Below are 20,188 nucleotides of genomic sequence, written 5' to 3'. Positions count from 1 at the left end.
GATGGATTCCGGTTTCGACGTCGATGCGATGCGCATCGTCGCCCCCGATGCCGGGGAGCTCGAGCGTGCCGCAGAGGCCGCACTGCGCCCGAAGAAGCTCTCTGAGTTCGTCGGCCAGCGCGTCGTGCGAGGCCAGCTGCAGCTCGTGCTCGATGCCGCGCGCATGCGTTCGGCCAGCCCCGATCATGTTCTCCTCGCAGGCCCTCCCGGACTTGGTAAGACGACGCTTGCGATGATCATCGGGGCCGAGATGGGAACGTCGCTGCGCCTGACGTCTGGCCCCGCGATCCAGCACGCTGGCGACCTCGCCGCGATTCTGTCGGGCCTTCAAGAGGGCGACATCCTCTTCATCGACGAGATCCACCGACTCGCGCGCACCGCCGAGGAAATGCTGTACCTGGCGATGGAAGACTTCCGCGTTGATGTCGTTGTGGGAAAGGGCCCCGGCGCGACGTCGATCCCGCTGACACTCCCGCCCTTCACCGTCGTCGGAGCGACGACGCGATCCGGCCTGCTTCCCGCACCGCTGCGTGACCGCTTCGGTTTCACGGCTCATCTTGAGTTCTATGAGACCGATGAACTGCAGTCCGTTGTCACCCGTTCTGCTTCGCTGCTCGGATCGCCCATCGACGCGCAGGCCGCCCACGAGATTGCCTCGCGCTCGCGCGGTACGCCGCGTATCGCGAACCGCCTCCTGCGCCGCGTCGTCGACTACGCCCAGGTTCACGGAGACGGACAGTTGACACTCGATGCGGCCCGCGGAGCCCTCGAGCTCTTCGAGGTCGACCCCTCCGGCCTCGACCGCCTCGACCGTGCGGTCCTCGAGGCCATCTGCCGTCGTTTCGCGGGTGGCCCGGTGGGCCTGACGACCCTGTCTGTCACAATCGGCGAGGAAGCGGAGACCGTCGAAACAGTCGCGGAGCCCTATCTCGTCCGCGAAGGCTTCCTCGTGCGTACCAACCGCGGACGCATGGCAACCCCCAAGGCATGGGCCCACCTCGGGCTGACCCCGCCGTCGCCCGACGGAGCGCTCTTCGACTAGGGGAGTGGGCCTCGTTGCCATCCTGGCTGGCCACGGGCATGCGCGGCACTGTCAAAGAAGGGCCGACGGTGCCTTGCGCCGCGCCACACCTTGATCACTTAGGCTAAAACCCTCCCCGGGCATTAGACTGGCAAGGTGCGCTCGAAGCGCCCGACCGTCATCGAAAGTGAATCAGCCTTTATGAACAACGTAACCCTCGTGATCCTGATCGTCGCCATGGTCGCTTTTATGTGGTGGAGCTCGACCTCCCGCAAGAAGCAGATGGCGAAGATGGAGCAGGAAAAGCGTGACCAGCTCGCTGCCGTCAAGCCCGGAGAATGGGTCCGTACCCGCGTTGGATTCTGGGGTCGCTTTGTTGACCTCGACGGCGACATCGTCGTCCTGGAGACCACCGATGGGCACGAGATGTATTGGGAGCGAGAAATGATCGCGGAAATCGGTGGTCAGCCGCCTCTCGCTGATGCGGAGCAGGTGAACGCATCCGAGTTCGCTGGGGTCGACGAGACGACGGACGAGGACGAGAAGGTCCTTGGACTCGACGAGCCGACCGACGGTGAGGTCTTCAACAACAACGCCGACGAGCAGCAGAAGTAAGTCAAGGCTGAACGGAAAGTAGAACCGTGGCATCACACAAGCGACGCCCCGTGCGCGCGCTCGTGACCCTGACCGTCGCCATCGTGGCGGCGTGCGCGGCACTTGCGATCGGGCACTTCATGAAGGGCGTGTCCCCGTATCCCGACCTGGCCCTTGACCTGAAGGGCGGCACTCAGCTCATCCTGACGCCGACCGTGACGGGCGATGGACAGCGTGAGATCACCGAAGAGGACATCACCCAGGCGATCTCGATTATCCGCAACCGAATCGACGCCTCCGGCGTGTCCGAGTCTGAGATCTCCTCGATGGGCAGCTCGAACATCATGGTGTCGATCCCCGGCACACCCTCTCAGGAGCAGCTGGATCTTATTCGTTCGTCCTCGCAGATGAACTTCCGCCCCGTCCTGCGTATCGGCGCAGCTCAGGGCGTCATCCAGAACCAGCAGCCCGCCCAGACGGATACGGCGCAGTCGGGGGCCCAGTCCGGTGCCCAGTCGGGCGAGCAGTCGGGCGCTGCGACCACCGAGGCGGCCCAGTCGGGTGCAACGACCACCGAGGCAGCCCAGTCGGGCGTTCAGTCCACCGCACTGGATGAGGCGACCGCGAAGGGTATCGCTGACGCGAATCAGGACGGCGTCCTGTCCGACACTCCCGCAACCACGCCCGAGAACGCTTCGGATCTCGCGTGGATCACCGAGCAGGTTGTCTACGATTTCCTGACGCTCGACTGCTCGGCTGCCGCCGACGTCAAGCACGTTGAGGGTTCCTCCGACAAGCCCTACGCCGCATGTGACGAGTCCGGTCAGATCAAGTACATCCTCGGTCCCGTGGCCGTGCCCGGTTCGGATCTGAAGACCGCAACCGCCGGTCTCGCACGCAACAACAACGGTCAGACGACCGGCCAGTGGGCCGTGTCCCTGCAGTTCAACGACGCGGGTACGGAGAAGTTCAAGGACACCTCCACGATCCTCTACGGCTACCACACCTCGGATCCCCAGGGTTCGTCTTTCTACCAGGGTCGCCCCGACCGTAACTCCTTCGCGGTCGTCCTCGACGGCACGGTTATCACCGCGCCGTCGATGAACGCGATCATCCCCAACGGCCAGGCTGAGATCACCGGTAACTTCACCGCTCAGTCGGCGTCCGCGCTGGCCAACCAGCTCAGCTTCGGTTCGCTGCCGCTGAACTTCGAGGTCGAGTCCGAGCAGCAGATTTCCGCGACGATCGGTACCGATCACCTGACGGTCGGCCTGTGGGCCGCACTGATCGGCTTCCTGCTCGTCATCGTCTACCTCATCTGGCAGTACCGTGGTCTGGCGATTATCTCGGCGGGCTCGCTCGTCGTCGCCTCGATCATCACCTACCTGGTGATCGCGCTCCTGTCGTGGTGGATGGGCTACCGCCTCTCGCTGGCGGGTGTTGCCGGTCTGATCATGGCCATCGGCGTCACGACAGACTCCTTCATCGTGTACTTCGAGCGTGTGCGCGACGAAGTGCGCGATGGCCGTCCCCTGCAGGCTGCCGTGGAAGAGGGCTGGGACCGCGCCAAGCGCACGATTCTGGTCTCCGATGCCGTCAACCTGGTGGCCGCCGTGGTTCTCTACCTGCTCGCCGTCGGTGGCGTTCAGGGCTTCGCCTTCACCCTCGGTGTCACGACCGTCATCGACATCGCGGTGATCTTCCTGTTCACGCACCCGATGATGGAGCTGCTCATCCGCACCCGCTTCTTCGGTGAAGGCCACAAGCTGTCCGGCCTCGATCCCGAGCACCTGGGTGCGAAGAACTCCCTCGTGTACGCGGGCCGCGGCCGCGTGGTCGTGCGTGGCGAATCCGCGTCCAAGGACAAGAATGACGAGGCCGGAGACGGTCTGTCGATCGCCGAACGTCGTCGCGCTGCACGCCTGGCCGCCCAGAAGGCGGAGGAAGAGGCCTCGTCGGCTGAGTCGACGGATGACGTGACGGTTGCTACCGAGGAAGAGGAGAACTGACATGATGAGTTTTGCTCAGTGGGGTAACGCCCTGTACTCGGGCGACAAGTCCTACGCCGTCGTCCCCAAGCGCAAGATCTTTGTCGGCCTCGCGGCTGGTGTCCTCGTCCTCGGCTTTGCGCTCGTCGCAATCCTGGGTCTCAATCGTTCGATTGAGTTCACGGGCGGTTCGCAGTTCGACGTCGCTCACGTGAGCGACCAGAGCGAGTCCTTCGCGTCGCGCGCTGTCGCCTCGACTGGCCTCGTTGAGGGCGCCCCCAAGGTCACGCGCGTGGGTTCTGACTCCGTGCGTATCCAGACCACGTCCCTCGACTCTGCGCAGACCGCGCAGATGCGTGACGCGCTGGCGAGCGCCTACGGTGTCGAGGCCACCGAGGTTCAGTCCTCGTCGATTGGCCCCTCCTGGGGTTCGTCGGTTACCACGAAGGCCGCGCAGTCGCTCGTTATCTTCATGGCGCTCGTCGCGCTGCTGATGACCGTGTACTTCCGTTCGTGGCGCATGGCTGCCTCGGCGCTCCTCGCCCTTCTGCACGACATCGCCGTCACTGTCGGTGTATTCGCAATTTTGCAGGTCGAGGTCTCTCCTGCGACCGTCATCGGCTTCCTGACGATTCTGGGTTACTCGCTCTATGACACCGTCGTCGTCTTCGACAAGGTGCGCGAGCTGACCTCGGACGTCTACGAGCAGAAGCACTACACCTTCGCTGAGTACGTGAACCTCGCGGTCAACCAGACGATGGTTCGTTCGATCAACACCTCGGTTGTGGCGCTTCTCCCCGTCGGTGCGATCCTGATCATCGGTTCTGTGGCCCTGGGGCCGGGTACCCTGGTGGATATCTCGCTGGCCCTGTTCGTCGGTATGATCGCCGGTACCTACTCGTCGATCTTCATCGCCTCCCCGCTGCTGGTCACCTTCCAGGAGCTGTCGAACAAGACCCGCGAGCACAACGCGGCGGTCGAGCACGAGCGCGAGCACCGCAACGCCGCCGGCGAGGCTTCCACTCCGAAGTCCGTCAAGGTGGCTCCGATCAAGCCCGGACAGCGTCTGGGTAATGAGAACCAGCCCCACAGGAAGAAGAATCATCGATGATCGGTGAGCTTGGCGACCGCGTCGCCACTCTGGTTCAGCAAAACATGCTGGAGATTCCGGACTTTCCGGAGCCCGGCGTCCTGTTTCGTGACATCACTGAGCTGTTTGCCAACGGCCCGGCGTTCAAGGAACTGGTTGAGCTGATCGGCGCTCGTTACGCGGGTCGAATCGATGCCGTCGCAGGTCTCGAGTCTCGCGGTTTCATTCTCGGTGCGCCCGTCGCTGCTGAGCTTGGCCTCGGCATGCTGACGATCCGCAAGGCTGGCAAGCTGCCCGGCCACGTGATCGGCGTCGACTACGAACTTGAGTACGGCACCGCACGCATGGAAATACACCCCGAGTCGGTCCACGAGGGGCAGCGCGTCCTCATCATCGACGACGTGCTCGCAACGGGCGGGACCGCGAACGCGGCGGTGAAGCTGCTACGCCAGTGCGGCGCGTCCGTCGAGGCCGTGGCCGTTCTGCTGGAACTCGATGCGCTGGGCGGTCGCTCGGTGCTCTCGGATGTGACGGTGGAGAGCGCGCTTCACCTCTGAGTGGTGCTTCTTGACAACGAGCGGGGCCGGGGATCGTCATGATCCCCGGCCCCGCACGTTCCTCGCTATCATGGGGCCATGAGCAGCGACGACATGACATCAGGTTCTGCGCTTCCCGCGGCGGGTTCCCGGGTGCGCTCCGGCCTCGTGTGGTTCGGCTCGCGTGGGCGGGCCACGATCCCCGAGATTGAGCCGCTTGTGCGTGCGCTGCGTGCGAACCACCCGAAGGCGGATATCAGCGTCGTCGAGCGCGCATATCGCACCGCTGAGGAACATCACCGCGGGCAAATGCGCAAGTCCGGTGAACCGTATATCACCCATCCGGTGGCCGTCGCGACGATCCTGGCCGAGATGGGCATGACGACCCCGACGCTCGTCGCCGCGCTGCTGCACGACACCGTCGAGGATACGGATTACACGCTCGAGCAGCTCGCCGCCGAGTACGGTGAGGCAATCGCCAACCTCGTTGACGGTGTCACCAAGTTGGACAAGGTGCACTACGGTGCCGCCGCCCAATCTGAAACGCTGCGCAAGATGCTCGTCGCGATGAGCCGCGATATCCGCGTCCTGCTCATCAAACTGGGCGACCGCCTGCACAACGCCCGCACGTGGCGTTTCGTGCCTGCCAAGTCGGCCGCGAAGAAGGCCCAGGAGACGCTTGAGATTTACGCGCCGCTGGCCCACCGCCTCGGCATGAACATGGTCAAGTGGGAGCTTGAGGAGCTCTCGTTCAAGACGCTGTACCCGGAGATTTACGAGGAGATCGACCGCCTCGTCACGGAGCGCGCCCCTCAGCGCGAGGAATATCTGCGCGACGTTATTGGTCAAATCGAGGAGGATCTGCGTCGCTCGGGGACGAAGGGAACGGTGAGCGGGCGTCCGAAGAGTCACTACTCGATCTACCAGAAGATGATCGTGCGCGGCAAAGCGTTCGACGAGGTGTTCGACCTGGTCGCCGTGCGCGTCCTCGTGGAGTCGATCAAGGACTGCTACGGCGTCCTGGGCTCGCTGCATGGGCGTTGGAATCCGATTCCGGGTCGCTTCAAAGACTACATCGCGATGCCGAAGTTTAACCTGTACCAGTCGCTGCACACGACGGTCATCGGTCCCGGCGGTAAGCCTGTGGAGATCCAGATCCGTACCTTCGACATGCACGAGCGCGCCGAGCATGGCGTGGCGGCGCACTGGAAGTACAAGCAGAACCCTAACGCTTCGAGTGGCGATGCGGATCGCATGAGCTCGGATGAGCAGGCGAATTGGCTGCGCGCCCTCGTCGAAATGGAACGAGAGACGGGCGATCCCGAAGAGTTCCTGGATTCGCTGCGCTACGAGATCGCCGGCGATGAGGTCTATGTGTTTACGCCCAAGGGGCAGGTTATCGTGCTGCCGGCACGCTCGACACCCGTTGACTTCGCCTACGCAGTCCACACGGAGGTCGGACACCGTACCGTTGGTGCGAAGGTGAATGGGCGTCTCGTCTCCCTCGATACGCGCCTGGAATCGGGCGAGACGGTCGAGGTCGTCACGTCGAAGTCGGATAAGTCAGGCCCGTCTCGCGACTGGCTCGCCTTCGTGGCTTCCCCGCGTGCGCGTTCCAAGATCAAGGCGTGGTTCTCCAAGGAACGTCGTGAGGAAGCCATTGAGGCGGGTAAGGAAGCGCTCGCTCGTACGATGCGCAAGCAGAATCTGCCTCTGCAGCGCCTCATGAACCACGAGTCGATCCTGTCGGTGGCGACGTCGTTTGGGTACCCGGATGTGTCCGGCCTGTACGCAGCCGTTGGCGAGGGACATATCTCTGCGCAGAACGTCGTGACCCGACTCGTCGACAACCTGGGTGGGGGAGACGGCACCGAGGAGACGCTGTCCGAGGGCGTCACACCCGGCTCGCAGAAGCCTCGCTCGGAGGCCACCGGCGATGCTGCGATTACGGTTGCGGGTCTGAGCCCGAACGAGATCTGGGTGAAGCTCGCCAAGTGCTGTACTCCTGTTCCCGGTGACGATATTGTCGGTTTCATCACGCGAGGCCAGGGAGTCTCCGTGCATCGCAGCTCGTGCGCGAACGCGGTGCGCCTCGGGCAGCTGCAGCCCGAGCGTTTCGTCGATGTCTCGTGGAATGAGAAGGGCCTGGGTGCTCCTTTCCGCGTGCAGATCGAGGTCAGAGCTCTCGACCGCGGCGGACTGCTGTCCGACCTGACGCGTGTCCTGTCCGACTACCGCGTCAACATCCTCGCCGCCGCCCTGAAGACCGACGGGGATCAGGTAGCCTCGGGCAATTTCTCCTTTGAGCTGGCTGACCTCGGTCACCTCAACGCGGTTTTGTCGGCCCTGCGTCGGGTCGACGGCGTCTTCGAGGCGGTGCGCATCGGTGCCGACTCGTAGACGAGGTCGGGGTTGACTGCGCCGATCAGCGGGAAAAGCGTGTTACATCCGTCCCCTTTTGTGGGATGAGCTTTCCCCTCCTCGTTAGATGTGACACACTAGCTGTGTGTGTCACATCGGCACGCACCCGCGCCGGGCGTAAGCCCTCGTCTCAGAAGGAATATCGTGACCACGACGCCGATTCCGAATAACGAAAACGCTCCCGAAGCTGCCACCTCGACGACTGAGGAGGTCGTTGCTCAGGCAACGATCGCAGCATCCGAGGTTCCGGAGCACCCCTTCGCCCGTATCGGCGAGGACGGGACTGTCTATGTCAAGGATGGAGACGAGGAGCGCGTCATCGGCGGCTTCCCCGAGGGTATTCCCGCTTCTCCGTACGCTCTCTACGAGCGTCGTTACGCCGATCTTGAGGCGACAATCAAGCTGTTTGAGGATCGCCTGGCGACCCTGAGCCCGCGCGACATCGATCAGACTCTCGCGACGCTGCGCGAGCAGGTTGCCTCGCCGAACGTGATTGGCGACATCCCAGCACTGCGCGAGCGTGTCGCGGCCGTCGAAAAGGCCGCCGAGGAGCGCAAGGAAATCGCCCGCGAGGAGCGCAAGGCCGCGAAGGCTGCCGCTCTCGCCGAGCGTACGTCCGTCGTTGAGCGTGCCGAGCAGATCGTTGCGCAGGATCCCGCGAAGACCCACTGGAAGCAGTCCGGCCAGACGCTGCGTGATCTGCTCGAGGAATGGAAGAATCTCCAGCGTCGCGGCCCGCGCCTGGAGAAGGCCGTGGAAGACGAGCTGTGGAAGCGCTTCTCGTCCGCTCGTACCCAGTTTGATCGTCACCGCCGCCAGTTCTTCTCGCAGCTTGATCAGGCTCAGTCCGAGGCCAAGCGCGTGAAGGAAGCCCTGATCGCCGAGGCTGAAGCTCTGTCCTCGTCCGAGGATTGGTCGCGTACCTCCGGCGCATACCGTGAGCTCATGAACCGCTGGAAGGCTGCCCCTCGTGCCTCCCGCAAGGAAGACGACGCGCTGTGGGCGCGCTTCCGTGCCGCCCAGCAGGTGTTCTTCGATGCCCGCCGCGCCAAGGATGAGGCCACCGACGCGGAATACCGTGAGAACCTCGTGGCTAAGGAAGCCATCCTTGCGGACGCTGAGGCGATCCTGCCGGTCACCGATATCGACCGCGCCAAGGCTCAGCTGCGCCAGATTCAGGACCGCTGGGAAGAGGTTGGCCGTGTGCCTTCCTCCGACCTGCACCGCATCGAGGGCCGCCTGCGTGCCGTCGAGGCTGCGGTCCGCGAAGCGGAAGAGAAGGAATGGCGTCGCACCAACCCGGAGACCCGCGCCCGCGCGGCCGGTATGGTTGGCCAGCTTGAGGAACAGATTGCTCAGCTCGAGCGTTCCCTCGCCGAGGCCGAGTCCAAGGGTGACGACAAGGCCGCCAGGAACGTGCGCGAGGCCCTCGAGACCAAGCGCGCCTGGCTTGCGCAGATCTCCTCGTCCATGGAGTGACATGCGTCTTCACGTGATTCCGTCGCCTTTCTACGCGGCGAATGGGCTTGTGCTCGTCCCTGCCGGGGCGGGCACAGCCCTTGTTGTCGATCCTTCCGCCGGCATCCAACACTTGATCCGCGAGGTTCTCGATCTCGAGGGTGTGAGCGTCGGTGCTGTTCTGCTCACTCATGGGCACCCCGATCATGTGTGGGATGCCGCCGAGGTCTCCACGTGGGGCCCCGATGGCACCACCGTTCCGGTGTACGTGCCCGGCCCCGACATGTACCGCATGGATGACCCGGCCTCGTTCCTTCCGATGCCGCTGCCGGACTTCGTCGGCGAGTGGGTGAAGCCCGCTGACCTGCGCGAGGCGCCCACCGATTCCTTCGAGGTGACCCCGGGTGTGTGGCTGCGCATGGTCCCGGCCCCCGGACACACGGAGGGTTCCGCGGTCTTCCTGGGCGAGAGCCCTCTGGATATCCGCGTGAACAACCAATCCTTCTACTCCTCGAGCGAGCCCGTGCCGTGGGCGATGAGCGCGGACGTCCTCTTCAAGGACAGCGTCGGGCGCACCGACCTGCCCGGTGGTGATGAAACGCAAATGCGTCACTCCCTGCGCACAATTTCCAACGCCCTTGACCCACGAACGGTCCTCGTTCCCGGTCACGGTCCGGCCACGACGCTCGCTGATGAGATAACCTCGAACCAGTATCTGATCCGCGCACGTCGTGTCGGCTGACGCCCGACATTCCTCACAGAAAGAACGCTTTATGGCTCGCACGTCCCTGTCCGGTTTCCCCGAATGGCTCCCCGAGGGGCGCATCATCGAGATGCACGTCCTTGACGAGCTGCGGCGCGTGTTCGAATTGCATGGCTTCGCGGGCATCGAAACCCGAGCGGTCGAAACACTGGAACAGCTCGAGGCTAAGGGCGAGACGTCGAAGGAGATCTACGTGCTGGATCGCCTGCAGGCTCTCAAGGCTGCGGCGTCGGGTGCTCGCGCTCCCAAGGACAAGGGCATGGGCCTGCACTTTGACCTGACGGTGCCTTTCGCGCGCTACGTCGTTGAGAACGCCAACGAGCTGGACTTTCCGTTCAAGCGCTACCAGATCCAGAAGGTCTGGCGCGGTGAGCGCCCCCAGGATGGTCGCTTCCGCGAGTTCACGCAGGCGGATATCGATGTTGTGGGTAACGGTGAGCTGCCGTTCCACTTCGAGGTCGACCTGCCGCTGGTCATGGCCGAGGCCCTCAACAACCTACCGATCCCACCCGTGCGCGTGCTCGTCAACAATCGCAAGGTTGTCCAGGGCGTGTGCGAGTCGCTGGGCGTCACCGACGTTGAGGCGGCGCTGCGCGGCCTCGACAAGATTGACAAGATCGGTGCGGAGGGTGTGGCTGCCGAGCTCGCCCAGTCCGGCATCGATGGCGATCAGGCCGCTGTCCTGTTGCAGATGGCGCAGATCCGCACGTCCGATTCGGCTGAGATCCGCGATCGCCTGGCCGACCTCGGCGTGAGCGGTGAGCTGCTCGAGGAGGGGCTGCGTGAGCTGACCGAGCTGCTCGACACCGCGAACAAGCGGATGCCGGGTGCCGTCGTCGCCGATCTGAAGATCGCGCGCGGCCTCGACTACTACACGGGCAGCGTCTATGAGTCGGAGATCGAAGGCCACGAGGATCTCGGTTCGATCTGCTCGGGCGGTCGCTACGATTCGCTCGCAAAGGACGGTAAGCGCACCTACCCGGGTGTGGGCCTGTCGATCGGCGTCTCGCGTCTCGTGTCCCGCATGATTTCCGCGCCGATGGTTACGGCGTCTCGCAAGGTGCCCACTGCGGTCGTCGTCGCGGTCATCACCGAGGATCAGCGTGAGCGTTCCGAGGCGATTGCTGCGGCGCTGCGCGCGCGTGGCATTTCTACGGATGTGGCACCGAGTGCTGCCAAGTTCGGTAAGCAGATCAAGTTCGCTGACAAGCGCGGTATTCCCTTCGTGTGGTTCCCCGGAGATGAGGGTGCCGCGGACACTGTCAAGGACATTCGCAGCGGTGAGCAGGTGGAGGCAGATCCTGCGACCTGGACGATTCCTGCGGCTGATGCTGTGCCCTCGATTGAGAAGGTGACGGACTGAGTGCCGCTGACGTCGGTTGAGGCGGCTCGCGCGCTGGCGGGAGCCCTCGAGCAGTCCCTGGAGGCGATGCCTCAGGGAAGCGATCGTGATGCGCAACGTGCGCTCCGTCGTCTGCAAGATGTGGTTCTCCCGCGGCTTGAGGACGCTGACGCGCCGCTGCTGGTCGTCGTTGGTGGTTCGACGGGGTCGGGTAAATCGACGCTCGTGAACTCACTGCTGGGGCGCAACGTCAGTCGCGCCGGTGCGGTGCGTCCGACGACGCGTCGCCCTGTCCTCGTGTGCTCACCGGAGTCTCGGGCGTGGTTCATGTCCGATCGGGTGCTGCCTCGTCTTGCCAAGCATGCCGGTGACGGGGGAGAAAGCCTCGACGCCATCACTATTGCTGTCGATGACACGCTGTGGTCGGGTCTCGGCATCCTGGACGCCCCCGACATTGATTCGGTGGAGGACGGCAACCGTCGTCTCGCTGCGGAACTTCTCGATGGTGCGGACCTGTGGGTGTTCGTGACGAGTGCAGCGCGCTATGCCGATGCCGTCGCATGGAAGCACCTCGAGGATGCTGCAAGCCGCGGCCTGCGTGTCGCAATCGTGCTGAACCGTGTGCCCGCGGGCGCAGCCGACGAAATTCGCGCCGACCTTGGAGCGCTCGCGCAGCGCCGAGGCCTGGGAGATGTTCCGATCATGACGATCGACGAGCAGCCGCTGACGGATGGTCGTTTGCCGGTCAACGTGGTGGCCCCCATTGGCTCTTTCTTGGAAACAATTGGTCGGGATGCCGCGGAGCGGGCTGCGATTGTTCGCCGTTCTCTAGCCGGGGCTGTGTCTGCGTCTTTGGCGGAGTCCCTCAGTGCTCTCGACGGAGCTCGTGAGCACAATCGCGCATTCGAGCAGGCAATCGAAAGGATCGAGCAGGCTGTCGCGTCGTGCGCGCGTGAGGTCGCCTCCTCGTCGAGCGACGACGTCTTGCGTGGGGAAGTGAGCGCCCGTATCGCCGAGGTGCTCGGTTCGTGGGATATGACGCGTACGATCTCTCGTTTTATGTCGGGGCTGGGCGCTCGCGTCATGGGTGCTCTGCGCGGCGAGGCTGCCCCGGACATCCAGGTGCAGCGGGATCTGACGGGAGGCTTGGCGGCTCGTCTGGCCGATCAGTATCACCAGGCGTGGAGCGATGCTTTGGGCGCCGCTCGTCCGGTTCTTGGCGCTGATCAGCTGCCCGATCCTCTCCTTGATGCGGACGAGTCCTCGGAGCGTGCGCGCCGCACCGCTCAGGAGTGGACTGCCGAGGTCACTGAGATCATTCGTGCCCAGGCCGAGTCCTCGCACGTCAGCGGTCGTCTTCTCGCCGGTGGTATCAACGTTGTGACGGTCTCTCTGATGGTCAGCGTGTTTGCGATGACAGGCGGGCTGACGGGTCTCGAAGTCGGCGTTGCGGGAGCATCAGCAGCACTGTCGCAGACTGTTCTGGAGTCCTTCTTCGGCGAGCGCACCGTTCGTTCTCTCGCGCAGCAGGCGCGCGACGCGTTGGAAAGGCTCGCGGTGTCGTCCGTGACCGATGTCGTCGCACCCGTGTTGGCTCTGTTGGACCGCTCCGATGCAGGCGCACGCCTGGATGCGCTCGAGCAGGCGTTGGCGAACGCTCGGGAGGTCCTCGCATGAGGCGCGCGAAGGGCACGGTCGCGTCGGCAGCCGCAGAGCTCGACCAAATCTGCACGCTGGCGGCCCCCGACATCGATGAGGCGACGCTGTCCCGGATTCGTCAGCTGATCGACATTACCTCCGAGCGTAGTGAGATTGATCCGACGTGGTGCGTGATCGGAATGCTCGGTGGGACGGGTGCTGGCAAGTCCTCGCTGGTGAACGCGCTGAGCGGGGCCGAGGTGGTTGCTGCTGGCGTTCGTCGTCCGACGACGAGCGAGGCCTGCGCTGTCCTTCCCGCGGGGCGTGCACCCCGTGAACTCCTCGGCTGGATGGGAGTTGCGCGGCGGGTGGAAGCGCTGACTGCATTGCCCGGTGACACTGTCGTTATCGACCTTCCTGATATTGATTCCATTGAGGCAAGCCACGCTGAGATTGCCGATCGCCTCGCGTCCCGTGTCGACGCTCTCGTGGTGGTCGTCAACCCGCAGAAATACGCGGACGCTCGGCTGCATGACGAGTGGCTGGCGCGTCTTCGCTCCTCCCATGCGTCGGTGACTGTTGTCCTGACGCACATCGACACTGTCGCTGCGGCTGAGCGGGATTCGATTGAGCGGGACCTGCGTCGTCTCCTGTCTGAGCGTGGAATGGCCACTGCGACGGTGCTCGCGGTGTCTTCGACGACCGGCGAAGGAATATCCGCGCTCGTCAAACATCTTGGTACAGAGGCGGAACGCGTGTCGCGGCAGGCCTTGAGGGCTCGTCAAGCCCTGCATGAGGCGGCGGTGTTGATCCGTGACGCGGTCGGGCTGGAAGGCACCGTCCGCGGGATCGAAACGGATGGTATGGCGTCCAATCTGTGCGCCGCTGCGGCCGACTTGGCGGGTGCGCCCATTATTGGCGAGGCCGTGGCAGGTTCCACGATGCGCACGGGGCGGCGGGCGGGTGGCTGGCTCCCGCTGCGATGGATCGCGCGGATGGGCGTGGACCCGTTGCGTCGCCTTCATCTGGACGACGAGTCTCGCTCCGAGGGCGCGACGACGCCGACGCTACCGACGCGGTCCTCGTCGGACGAGGCTGCTTTCGTCAACGCCGTGCGTCGGGAAGTGGGGGAGCGCTCCCAGGGGCGCCCGTCGGTATGGCGCGGTCGATTGGTGGAGCGTGCCCTCGAAGGCGCACGGGGCGTTCCGGCTGCCGCTCACCGTGAGGTTGCCGGCAACGTGCAGGTGGCTACGGGAGCGCCGTCGATGAGTCGTTTCCTCGGAGGAGTGCAGCTCCTCGCGTGGGTTGTCTGCCTGGTGGGAGCCGCGTGGATCGGCCTCGTTCACCTGGGGCGAGCCGTGCTCATCGACTGGGATGTTCCGGCGATTGGACCGGTTCCCGCTCCGACTGCGCTCGTCGGTGTCTCACTTGTTGTGACCGCCTTGCTGGCCGGGTTGAATCGCTTGGTGTGTCGATGGGCGGCTGGGCGTCGCCGCCGTGCTGTTATGCGCGACCTGCGCGGACTGTGCCGAGATGAAGTCGAGCGGCTGGTCGTGGCACCGGTGCGAGCTGAAGACAATCGACAGGTGACGATCGCGTCATTCATCGCGCGCCTGCGCCTGTGATCGGCGTGATTGTCGTATCGCTGTGACCATGGCGAACAGTGAGTTCGCCGACCACGCGCCCCGCTGCGCCTGTATGGCGAGTAAGCTGAACGTAGCGATGAGGCGCTGCCCCTTGTTATGGTGCCCGCGGGATGCGGGGTTTGTTGTTATGGGTGAGGCCGCGCCGAGGAGCCGTGAAGGCCCGCCCCGATGGTTTTGCTACCCACATGCAACAGGCAAGGAACAACTATGCCCTCTGAGGACTACATGGAAGACGCTCGCGACGAGCGCGATGACATTTGTGACGCAGACGAGGACCTCGACCTCGTCGACGAGACGGACACGGACAGCGACGAATCCGCCGACGAGACCGTCACCTTCGCGAGCCTCGGACTGCCCGAGGAGATTCTCGCGGCAGTGACCGACATGGGATTCCGCGTCCCGACCCCGATTCAGGCCGCTGCCATCCCGCCGCTGCTGGAGCTGCGCGACGTCGTCGGCATCGCCCAGACGGGTACCGGAAAGACCGCTGCCTTCGGCCTGCCGCTGCTGGCAATTGTTGACGCGGACGAGCGCGACGTCCAGGCCCTCGTGCTGGCGCCCACGCGCGAGCTCGCGATGCAGAGTGCCCAGGCGATCGAGGATTTCGCCGCACGTACGGCCCGCCTCGACGTCGTCCCCGTCTACGGTGGCTCGCCCTACGGCCCGCAGATCGGTGCGCTCAAGCGCGGCGCTCAGGTCGTCGTCGGCACCCCGGGTCGCGTCATCGACCTCATCGAGAAGGGTGCCCTCGATCTGTCGAACGTGCGCATGCTGGTCCTCGATGAGGCCGACGAGATGCTGCGTATGGGCTTCGCGGAGGACGTCGAGACGATCGCCTCGAGTGCCCCCGATGATCGACTGACCGCGCTGTTCAGCGCGACGATGCCCGCGGCCATTGAGAAGGTCGCCCGCGAGCACCTGAAGGATCCGGTCAAGGTCGCGGTTTCCACCGAGTCCTCGACGGTCGACACCATCCACCAGACCTACGCGGTGGTGCCCTACAAGCACAAGATCGGTGCGCTGTCCCGCGTGCTGGCTACCCGCGCCCAGCACATCAAGGAAGGCCAGGAAGAGGCTGACGCCGCCATCGTCTTCGTGCGTACCCGCGCCGATGTCGAAGAGGTGTCGCTGGAGCTCTCGGGCCGCGGATTCCGTGCCGCCGGTATTTCCGGTGACGTCGCTCAGACCGAGCGCGAGCGCATGGTCGAGCGCCTCAAGAACGGCTCGCTCGACGTGCTGGTCGCGACCGACGTGGCCGCCCGAGGCCTCGACGTCGAGCGTATCTCCCTCGTCGTCAACTTCGATGTTCCGCGTGAGCCCGAGGCCTACGTGCACCGCATCGGGCGCACCGGCCGCGCGGGCCGCGAGGGTCGCGCGCTGACCTTCTTCACCCCGCGCGAGCACGGCCGTCTGCGCCGCATCGAGAAGCTCACGGGCACCGAGATGGAAGAGGTCGAGATTCCCTCGCCCGCAGCAGTCTCCGAATTCCGCGCCAGCCGCCTGCTCGAGGGCCTGTCCGCTCGTATCGAGCGCGGCCGCCTCGACATGTACAAGCGCCTGCTCGCCGACCTTGGTGATGAGATCTCCGTCGAGGACATCGCCGCCGCCCTCATGGCGACGGCCGTCGGCGACGAAGGCCCCGCCCCGCGCCGCGAGAAGGACCGCCGTGGCAACGGCAAGATCCGCCGTGAGGAACAGCTGGACGAGTCCGGCGAGTTCGTCGGCGCCACCTTCGAGGCCGGTCGCGATAAGGATCGCCCGCTCAAGGGCGGTGCGAATGGTGCCCGTCGCCGAGCGGGCGGCCGCCCGGCACCCGGCTCCGGTACCCGCTACCGCATCGAGGTGGGCAAGAAGGACCGCGTGAAGCCCGGTTCGATCGTTGGCGCCATTGCGGGCGAGGGCGGCATCGACGGCCGCGACATCGGCAACATCGAAATCTACCCGACCTTCTCACTGGTCGACATCACCGCGGACCTGTCCGGCGAGCAGCTGTCCCGTATCTCCAAGGGATACGTGTCGGGCCGACAGCTACGCATCCGTGTGGACGAGGGCCCCGGTGGCCGCTCTCACGGCGACCGCGACGGTTTCGAGCGCCGTGAGCGCCGCGACTTCGACCGAGATAACCGAGGCCGCGGTGGCTACGGTGATCGCGAGGGCCGCTTCGGGGACCGTGATGAGAAGCGTCCGCATCGCTTCGAAAAGGGCGACGGATCCCGTCCGCGCCGCAGCGTTCGCACCGAGCGCTGGGAGAAGGACATCAAGCGCGCCCGCCGCGAACGCGAGGGTGGCCGCGACGGCGGTTGGGACCGCGACGGAGGCCGCGACGGCGGACGCCGCCACTTCGGCAAGCGCCGTTACGACGACTGAGCGCTAGCTGCCTCACCCGTGGCGCGTTCAGATGAGGGACGCAGCCGCGTCACCGCGACCACGGTGAGGATCGCAAGCGCAGCAGCAATCACCCAATAGGGAGCGTAGGCCGCCCCGCCCACCGCGGCGGTGGCGGCCCACGCGCTCATGGCGACGGACACGAGGGCGAGTTCGAGGGCTGGTCCTGCCGAATCTGCGACCTGCAGCCACGAGGCGACGCGCCCGTGCTTGGCCTCGGGGGTCACCTCGAGTGCCATAACGGACAGAGGCGCGTGGACGAGGCCGACGCCGAGGCCGACGAAGAGCCAGCCGATGAGGGCGACCCAGACCGGTATCGTGGGGAACAGGATGGCTCCGACGGGGATCGCGCCGATGGCCATCAGCGCGCCGCCGATGACCGGGAGCCGACGTCGCAGATGCGGATCATGAATGCGCGCCTGGCCGACTGCCCCGATAGCCCATGTGATCGACCCGAGGGTGACCCACCAGGCGGAGGAGGCCTCGGACCATCCGTGCACGCGCTGGAGGATGAGCGGAATCATGACGGCGAGACCGACCTGTGAGGCCATCGCGCTCAGCCTTGCGAGAATCGCCGAGGGCATGCCGCGGCGGGACATGAACGTTCCGCGAGGCAGGAGCCGGGGCAGCGCCCAGGCAGTGATGCACGCGCCGAGGGCGAAGACCCCGAACTGCGCGGCGGGCGAGGACAGGGCGCCCGCAAGCTGGAGCAGCATGACGCCAATTCCGACAAGCCCGGCGTCTCGCGAGAGGGACGCGAGCATGGGGGAGCGCTGGCCCTGTGCAGTCGGGATCGAGCGCAGGACGTAGGCGATAGGGAGCGCCGCGACCGCAACGAAGAGCGGAACGACGCCGAAGACGTAGCGCCATCCCCACTCCTGGGTCACGTGGCCTGCGATCGCGGGGCCGACTAGCGAGGGCAGGACCCACGCCAACGAGAAAGATGCGAAGAATGTGGGGCGGTGTCGCGGGGAGGCGACCGAACCCACGAGGACGTAGAGCGGCACGATGAGGAGGCCGCCCCCGAGGCCTTGAAGCGCACGCCCGACCACGAAAATGACGATGTTTGAACCGGCAGCGCACACGACCAGGCCGACGGCAAACAGAACCAGGCCCGCGAGCAGGACAAAACGGGGTCCCTTCCACTCCGCCAGCGCGCCCGCTACCACGGTGGCGCTCAGCTGTGTCGCCAACGCCGCGCCCGAGGCGATTGGGTACCACGCGGCGGCGTCGAACGATTCGACGACCGCAGGCATGATCGTCGTGGCGGCGAGCTCCTCGAAGGCCACGAGCGTAATGAGGAGAACTGAGCCGATGGCCAAGCCAATTTCGGACGGCGTCCAGGATGAGTGGGCGGGGGAGGAGGGATCGGCGGTTGGCATGTTCACTATCGTACTCGCGGCACGCGCGACTCTTCGGAAGGCAGGCGTACAATGACACTGCCGCCGCCTGTCTCGCGGATGGTAACTACGAAAGGAATCACAGTGCTTCGCACTCACAACATTGGAACCCTCGGCACCGATCTGGTCGGCCAGACCGTGACGCTCACCGGTTGGGTGGATCGTCGTCGTGACCACGGTGGCGTGGCGTTCATCGACCTGCGCGACGCGTCCGGCATCGCCCAGGTTGTCGTCCGCGACGAGCGCGTCGCCCACGAGCTGCGCTCCGAGTTCGTCCTGAAGGTCACCGGCGAGGTCTGCGCTCGCCCCGAGGGCAACGAAAACCCGCACCTGGCCACCGGCGCCATCGAAGTCATGGGTGACGACATCGAAATCCTGAACACCAGCGCGCCTCTGCCGTTCCAGGTGTCCTCCAATGCTGAAGATTCCGGCAACGTGGGCGAGGAAACCCGCCTGAAGTACCGCTACCTCGACCTGCGTCGTGAGCCCGAGCAGTACGCGATCCGTCTGCGCTCGAAGGTCTCTCGCGCTGCCCGTGAGGCGCTCTACGCCCGCGACTTCGTCGAGATCGAGACCCCGACTCTGACCCGCTCGACCCCCGAGGGCGCCCGCGACTTCATCGTCCCCGCACGTCTGTCGCCCGGCTCCTGGTACGCCCTGCCGCAGTCGCCGCAGCTCTTCAAGCAGCTGCTCATGGTGGCTGGCATGGAGCGCTACTTCCAGATTGCGCGCTGCTACCGCGACGAGGACTTCCGCGCCGACCGTCAGCCCGAGTTCACCCAGCTCGACATCGAGATGAGCTTCGTGGACCAGGATGACGTCATCGAGGTCGCCGAGGACGTCCTGAAGAACGTGTGGGCGCTCATCGGCTACGACCTGTCCACGCCTATCCCGCGCATGACCTACAAGGACGCGATGGAGCGCTACGGTTCTGATAAGCCCGACCTGCGCTTCGGCCTCGAGCTCACCGAGCTCACCGAGTACTTCAAGGACACGACATTCCGCGTGTTCCAGGCCCCCTACGTGGGCGCCGTCGTCATGCCCGGTGGTGGCTCGCAGCCGCGTCGTACTTTCGACAAGTGGCAGGAGTGGGCCAAGGCGCGCGGCGCCAAGGGTCTTGCTTACGTCACGATCGCCGAGGACGGCACGCTGGGTGGCCCCGTCGCCAAGAACATCACCGAGGCCGAGCGCGAGGGCCTGGCTGCCGCGACCGGCGCCAACCCCGGTGACTGCATCTTCTTCGCTGCCGGCAAGCCCACCCCCTCGCGTGAGCTGCTCGGCGCCGCCCGCCTCGAGATCGGTAAGCGCTGCGACCTCATCGATCCCGACGCCTGGGCCTTCACCTGGGTCGTCGACGCTCCTCTCTTCAAGCCCACCGGCGACGCCGAGGCCGAGGGCGACGTCGCACTGGGCCACAGCGCCTGGACTGCCGTCCACCACGCGTTCACCTCGCCCAAGCCCGAATGGGTCGACTCCTTCGACAAGGACCCGGGCAACGCGCTGGCTTACGCCTACGACATCGTCTGCAACGGCAACGAGATCGGCGGCGGCTCCATCCGTATCCACCGCCGCGACATCCAGAACCGCGTGTTCAACGTGATGGGCATCGGCGAGGAGGAAGCACAGACGCAGTTCGGCTTCCTGCTCGACGCCTTCAAGTACGGCGCCCCGCCGCACGGCGGCGTCGCCTTCGGCTGGGACCGCATCGTCTCCCTGCTGACGAAGTCCGATTCCATCCGCGACGTCATCGCCTTCCCGAAGTCCGGCGGCGGTTTCGACCCGCTGACCGAGGCCCCGGCCCCGATTACGCCCGCGCAGCGTAAGGAAGCTGGCGTCGACGCGAAGCCGAAGAAGCGCGGCGAGGAGGCCTCCGAGGAATCCGAGAAGTGATTCCTTCGCCGTGACC

Annotated in this window: 14 protein-coding genes; 13 read left to right on the top strand and 1 reads right to left on the bottom strand. The window is 65.3% G+C overall.

What is annotated here, in order from left to right; all coding sequences use genetic code 11:
* Position 1 precedes the first annotated feature (1 nt).
* From ruvB to HMPREF1137_RS07025, 12 genes are all read left to right on the top strand, one after another.
* Positions 2-1,042 carry a Holliday junction branch migration DNA helicase RuvB gene (ruvB, locus tag HMPREF1137_RS07080; RefSeq protein ID WP_196792978.1) on the top strand — a complete coding sequence of 347 codons (1,041 nt, stop codon included), beginning with the start codon at positions 2-4 and terminating at the stop codon, positions 1,040-1,042.
* Between the two features lie 180 nt (positions 1,043-1,222).
* The gene (locus HMPREF1137_RS07075; RefSeq protein ID WP_034497297.1) at positions 1,223-1,636 is read left to right on the top strand and encodes a preprotein translocase subunit YajC; all 414 of its coding nucleotides are present in this window, start codon (positions 1,223-1,225) and stop codon (positions 1,634-1,636) included.
* Positions 1,637-1,662: 26 nt separating this feature from the next.
* Positions 1,663-3,624, top strand: coding sequence for a protein translocase subunit SecD (secD, locus tag HMPREF1137_RS07070; RefSeq protein ID WP_007590387.1), 1,962 nt, complete (start codon positions 1,663-1,665; stop codon positions 3,622-3,624).
* 1 nt (position 3,625) lies between these two features.
* Positions 3,626-4,714, top strand: coding sequence for a protein translocase subunit SecF (gene secF / locus HMPREF1137_RS07065; protein WP_007590406.1), 1,089 nt, complete (start codon positions 3,626-3,628; stop codon positions 4,712-4,714).
* Positions 4,711-5,250 carry an adenine phosphoribosyltransferase gene (locus HMPREF1137_RS07060; protein WP_007590389.1) on the top strand — a complete coding sequence of 180 codons (540 nt, stop codon included), beginning with the start codon at positions 4,711-4,713 and terminating at the stop codon, positions 5,248-5,250. Before secF ends, HMPREF1137_RS07060 begins: the two co-directional genes overlap by 4 nt.
* Before the next feature lie 78 nt (positions 5,251-5,328).
* Positions 5,329-7,629 carry a RelA/SpoT family protein gene (locus tag HMPREF1137_RS07055; protein WP_231284050.1) on the top strand — a complete coding sequence of 767 codons (2,301 nt, stop codon included), beginning with the start codon at positions 5,329-5,331 and terminating at the stop codon, positions 7,627-7,629.
* A gap of 165 nt (positions 7,630-7,794) precedes the next feature.
* Positions 7,795-9,129, top strand: a complete 1,335-nt coding sequence (locus tag HMPREF1137_RS07050) for a DUF349 domain-containing protein (RefSeq protein ID WP_007590474.1) — start codon at positions 7,795-7,797, stop codon at positions 9,127-9,129.
* Between the two features lies 1 nt (position 9,130).
* Entirely contained in the window at positions 9,131-9,850 is a 720-nt protein-coding gene (locus HMPREF1137_RS07045; RefSeq protein ID WP_007590489.1) for an MBL fold metallo-hydrolase, read from the top strand.
* 31 nt (positions 9,851-9,881) lie between these two features.
* On the top strand, positions 9,882-11,234 hold the full coding sequence (gene hisS, locus HMPREF1137_RS07040) for a histidine--tRNA ligase (RefSeq protein ID WP_007590523.1): 1,353 nt from the start codon (positions 9,882-9,884) through the stop codon (positions 11,232-11,234).
* Entirely contained in the window at positions 11,235-12,890 is a 1,656-nt protein-coding gene (locus HMPREF1137_RS07035) for a dynamin family protein (RefSeq protein WP_007590547.1), read from the top strand.
* The gene (locus HMPREF1137_RS07030; protein ID WP_007590386.1) at positions 12,887-14,476 is read left to right on the top strand and encodes a GTPase; all 1,590 of its coding nucleotides are present in this window, start codon (positions 12,887-12,889) and stop codon (positions 14,474-14,476) included. The genes HMPREF1137_RS07035 and HMPREF1137_RS07030 overlap by 4 nt, the downstream gene beginning before the upstream one ends.
* 228 nt (positions 14,477-14,704) lie before the next feature.
* Positions 14,705-16,864: a DEAD/DEAH box helicase gene (locus tag HMPREF1137_RS07025; protein WP_007590514.1), complete on the top strand. Its 2,160-nt coding sequence runs from the start codon at positions 14,705-14,707 to the stop codon at positions 16,862-16,864.
* Here HMPREF1137_RS07025 and HMPREF1137_RS07020 read toward each other — a convergent pair.
* Complete coding sequence (locus HMPREF1137_RS07020) at positions 16,852-18,264, bottom strand: MFS transporter (RefSeq protein WP_196792976.1); 1,413 nt, start codon at positions 18,262-18,264, stop codon at positions 16,852-16,854. The genes HMPREF1137_RS07025 and HMPREF1137_RS07020 overlap by 13 nt on opposite strands.
* A gap of 102 nt (positions 18,265-18,366) precedes the next feature.
* Here HMPREF1137_RS07020 and aspS point away from each other — a divergent pair, with 102 nt between their 5' ends.
* On the top strand, positions 18,367-20,172 hold the full coding sequence (gene aspS, locus HMPREF1137_RS07015) for an aspartate--tRNA ligase (RefSeq protein ID WP_007590527.1): 1,806 nt from the start codon (positions 18,367-18,369) through the stop codon (positions 20,170-20,172).
* Positions 20,173-20,188: the final 16 nt, after the last annotated feature.

Origin of the sequence: Actinomyces sp. ICM39 (assembly GCF_000282935.1) — a bacterium.
GTDB classification, from domain to species: domain Bacteria; phylum Actinomycetota; class Actinomycetes; order Actinomycetales; family Actinomycetaceae; genus Pauljensenia; species Pauljensenia odontolytica_B.
This window is presented reverse-complemented; position numbering and strand designations above follow the sequence as displayed.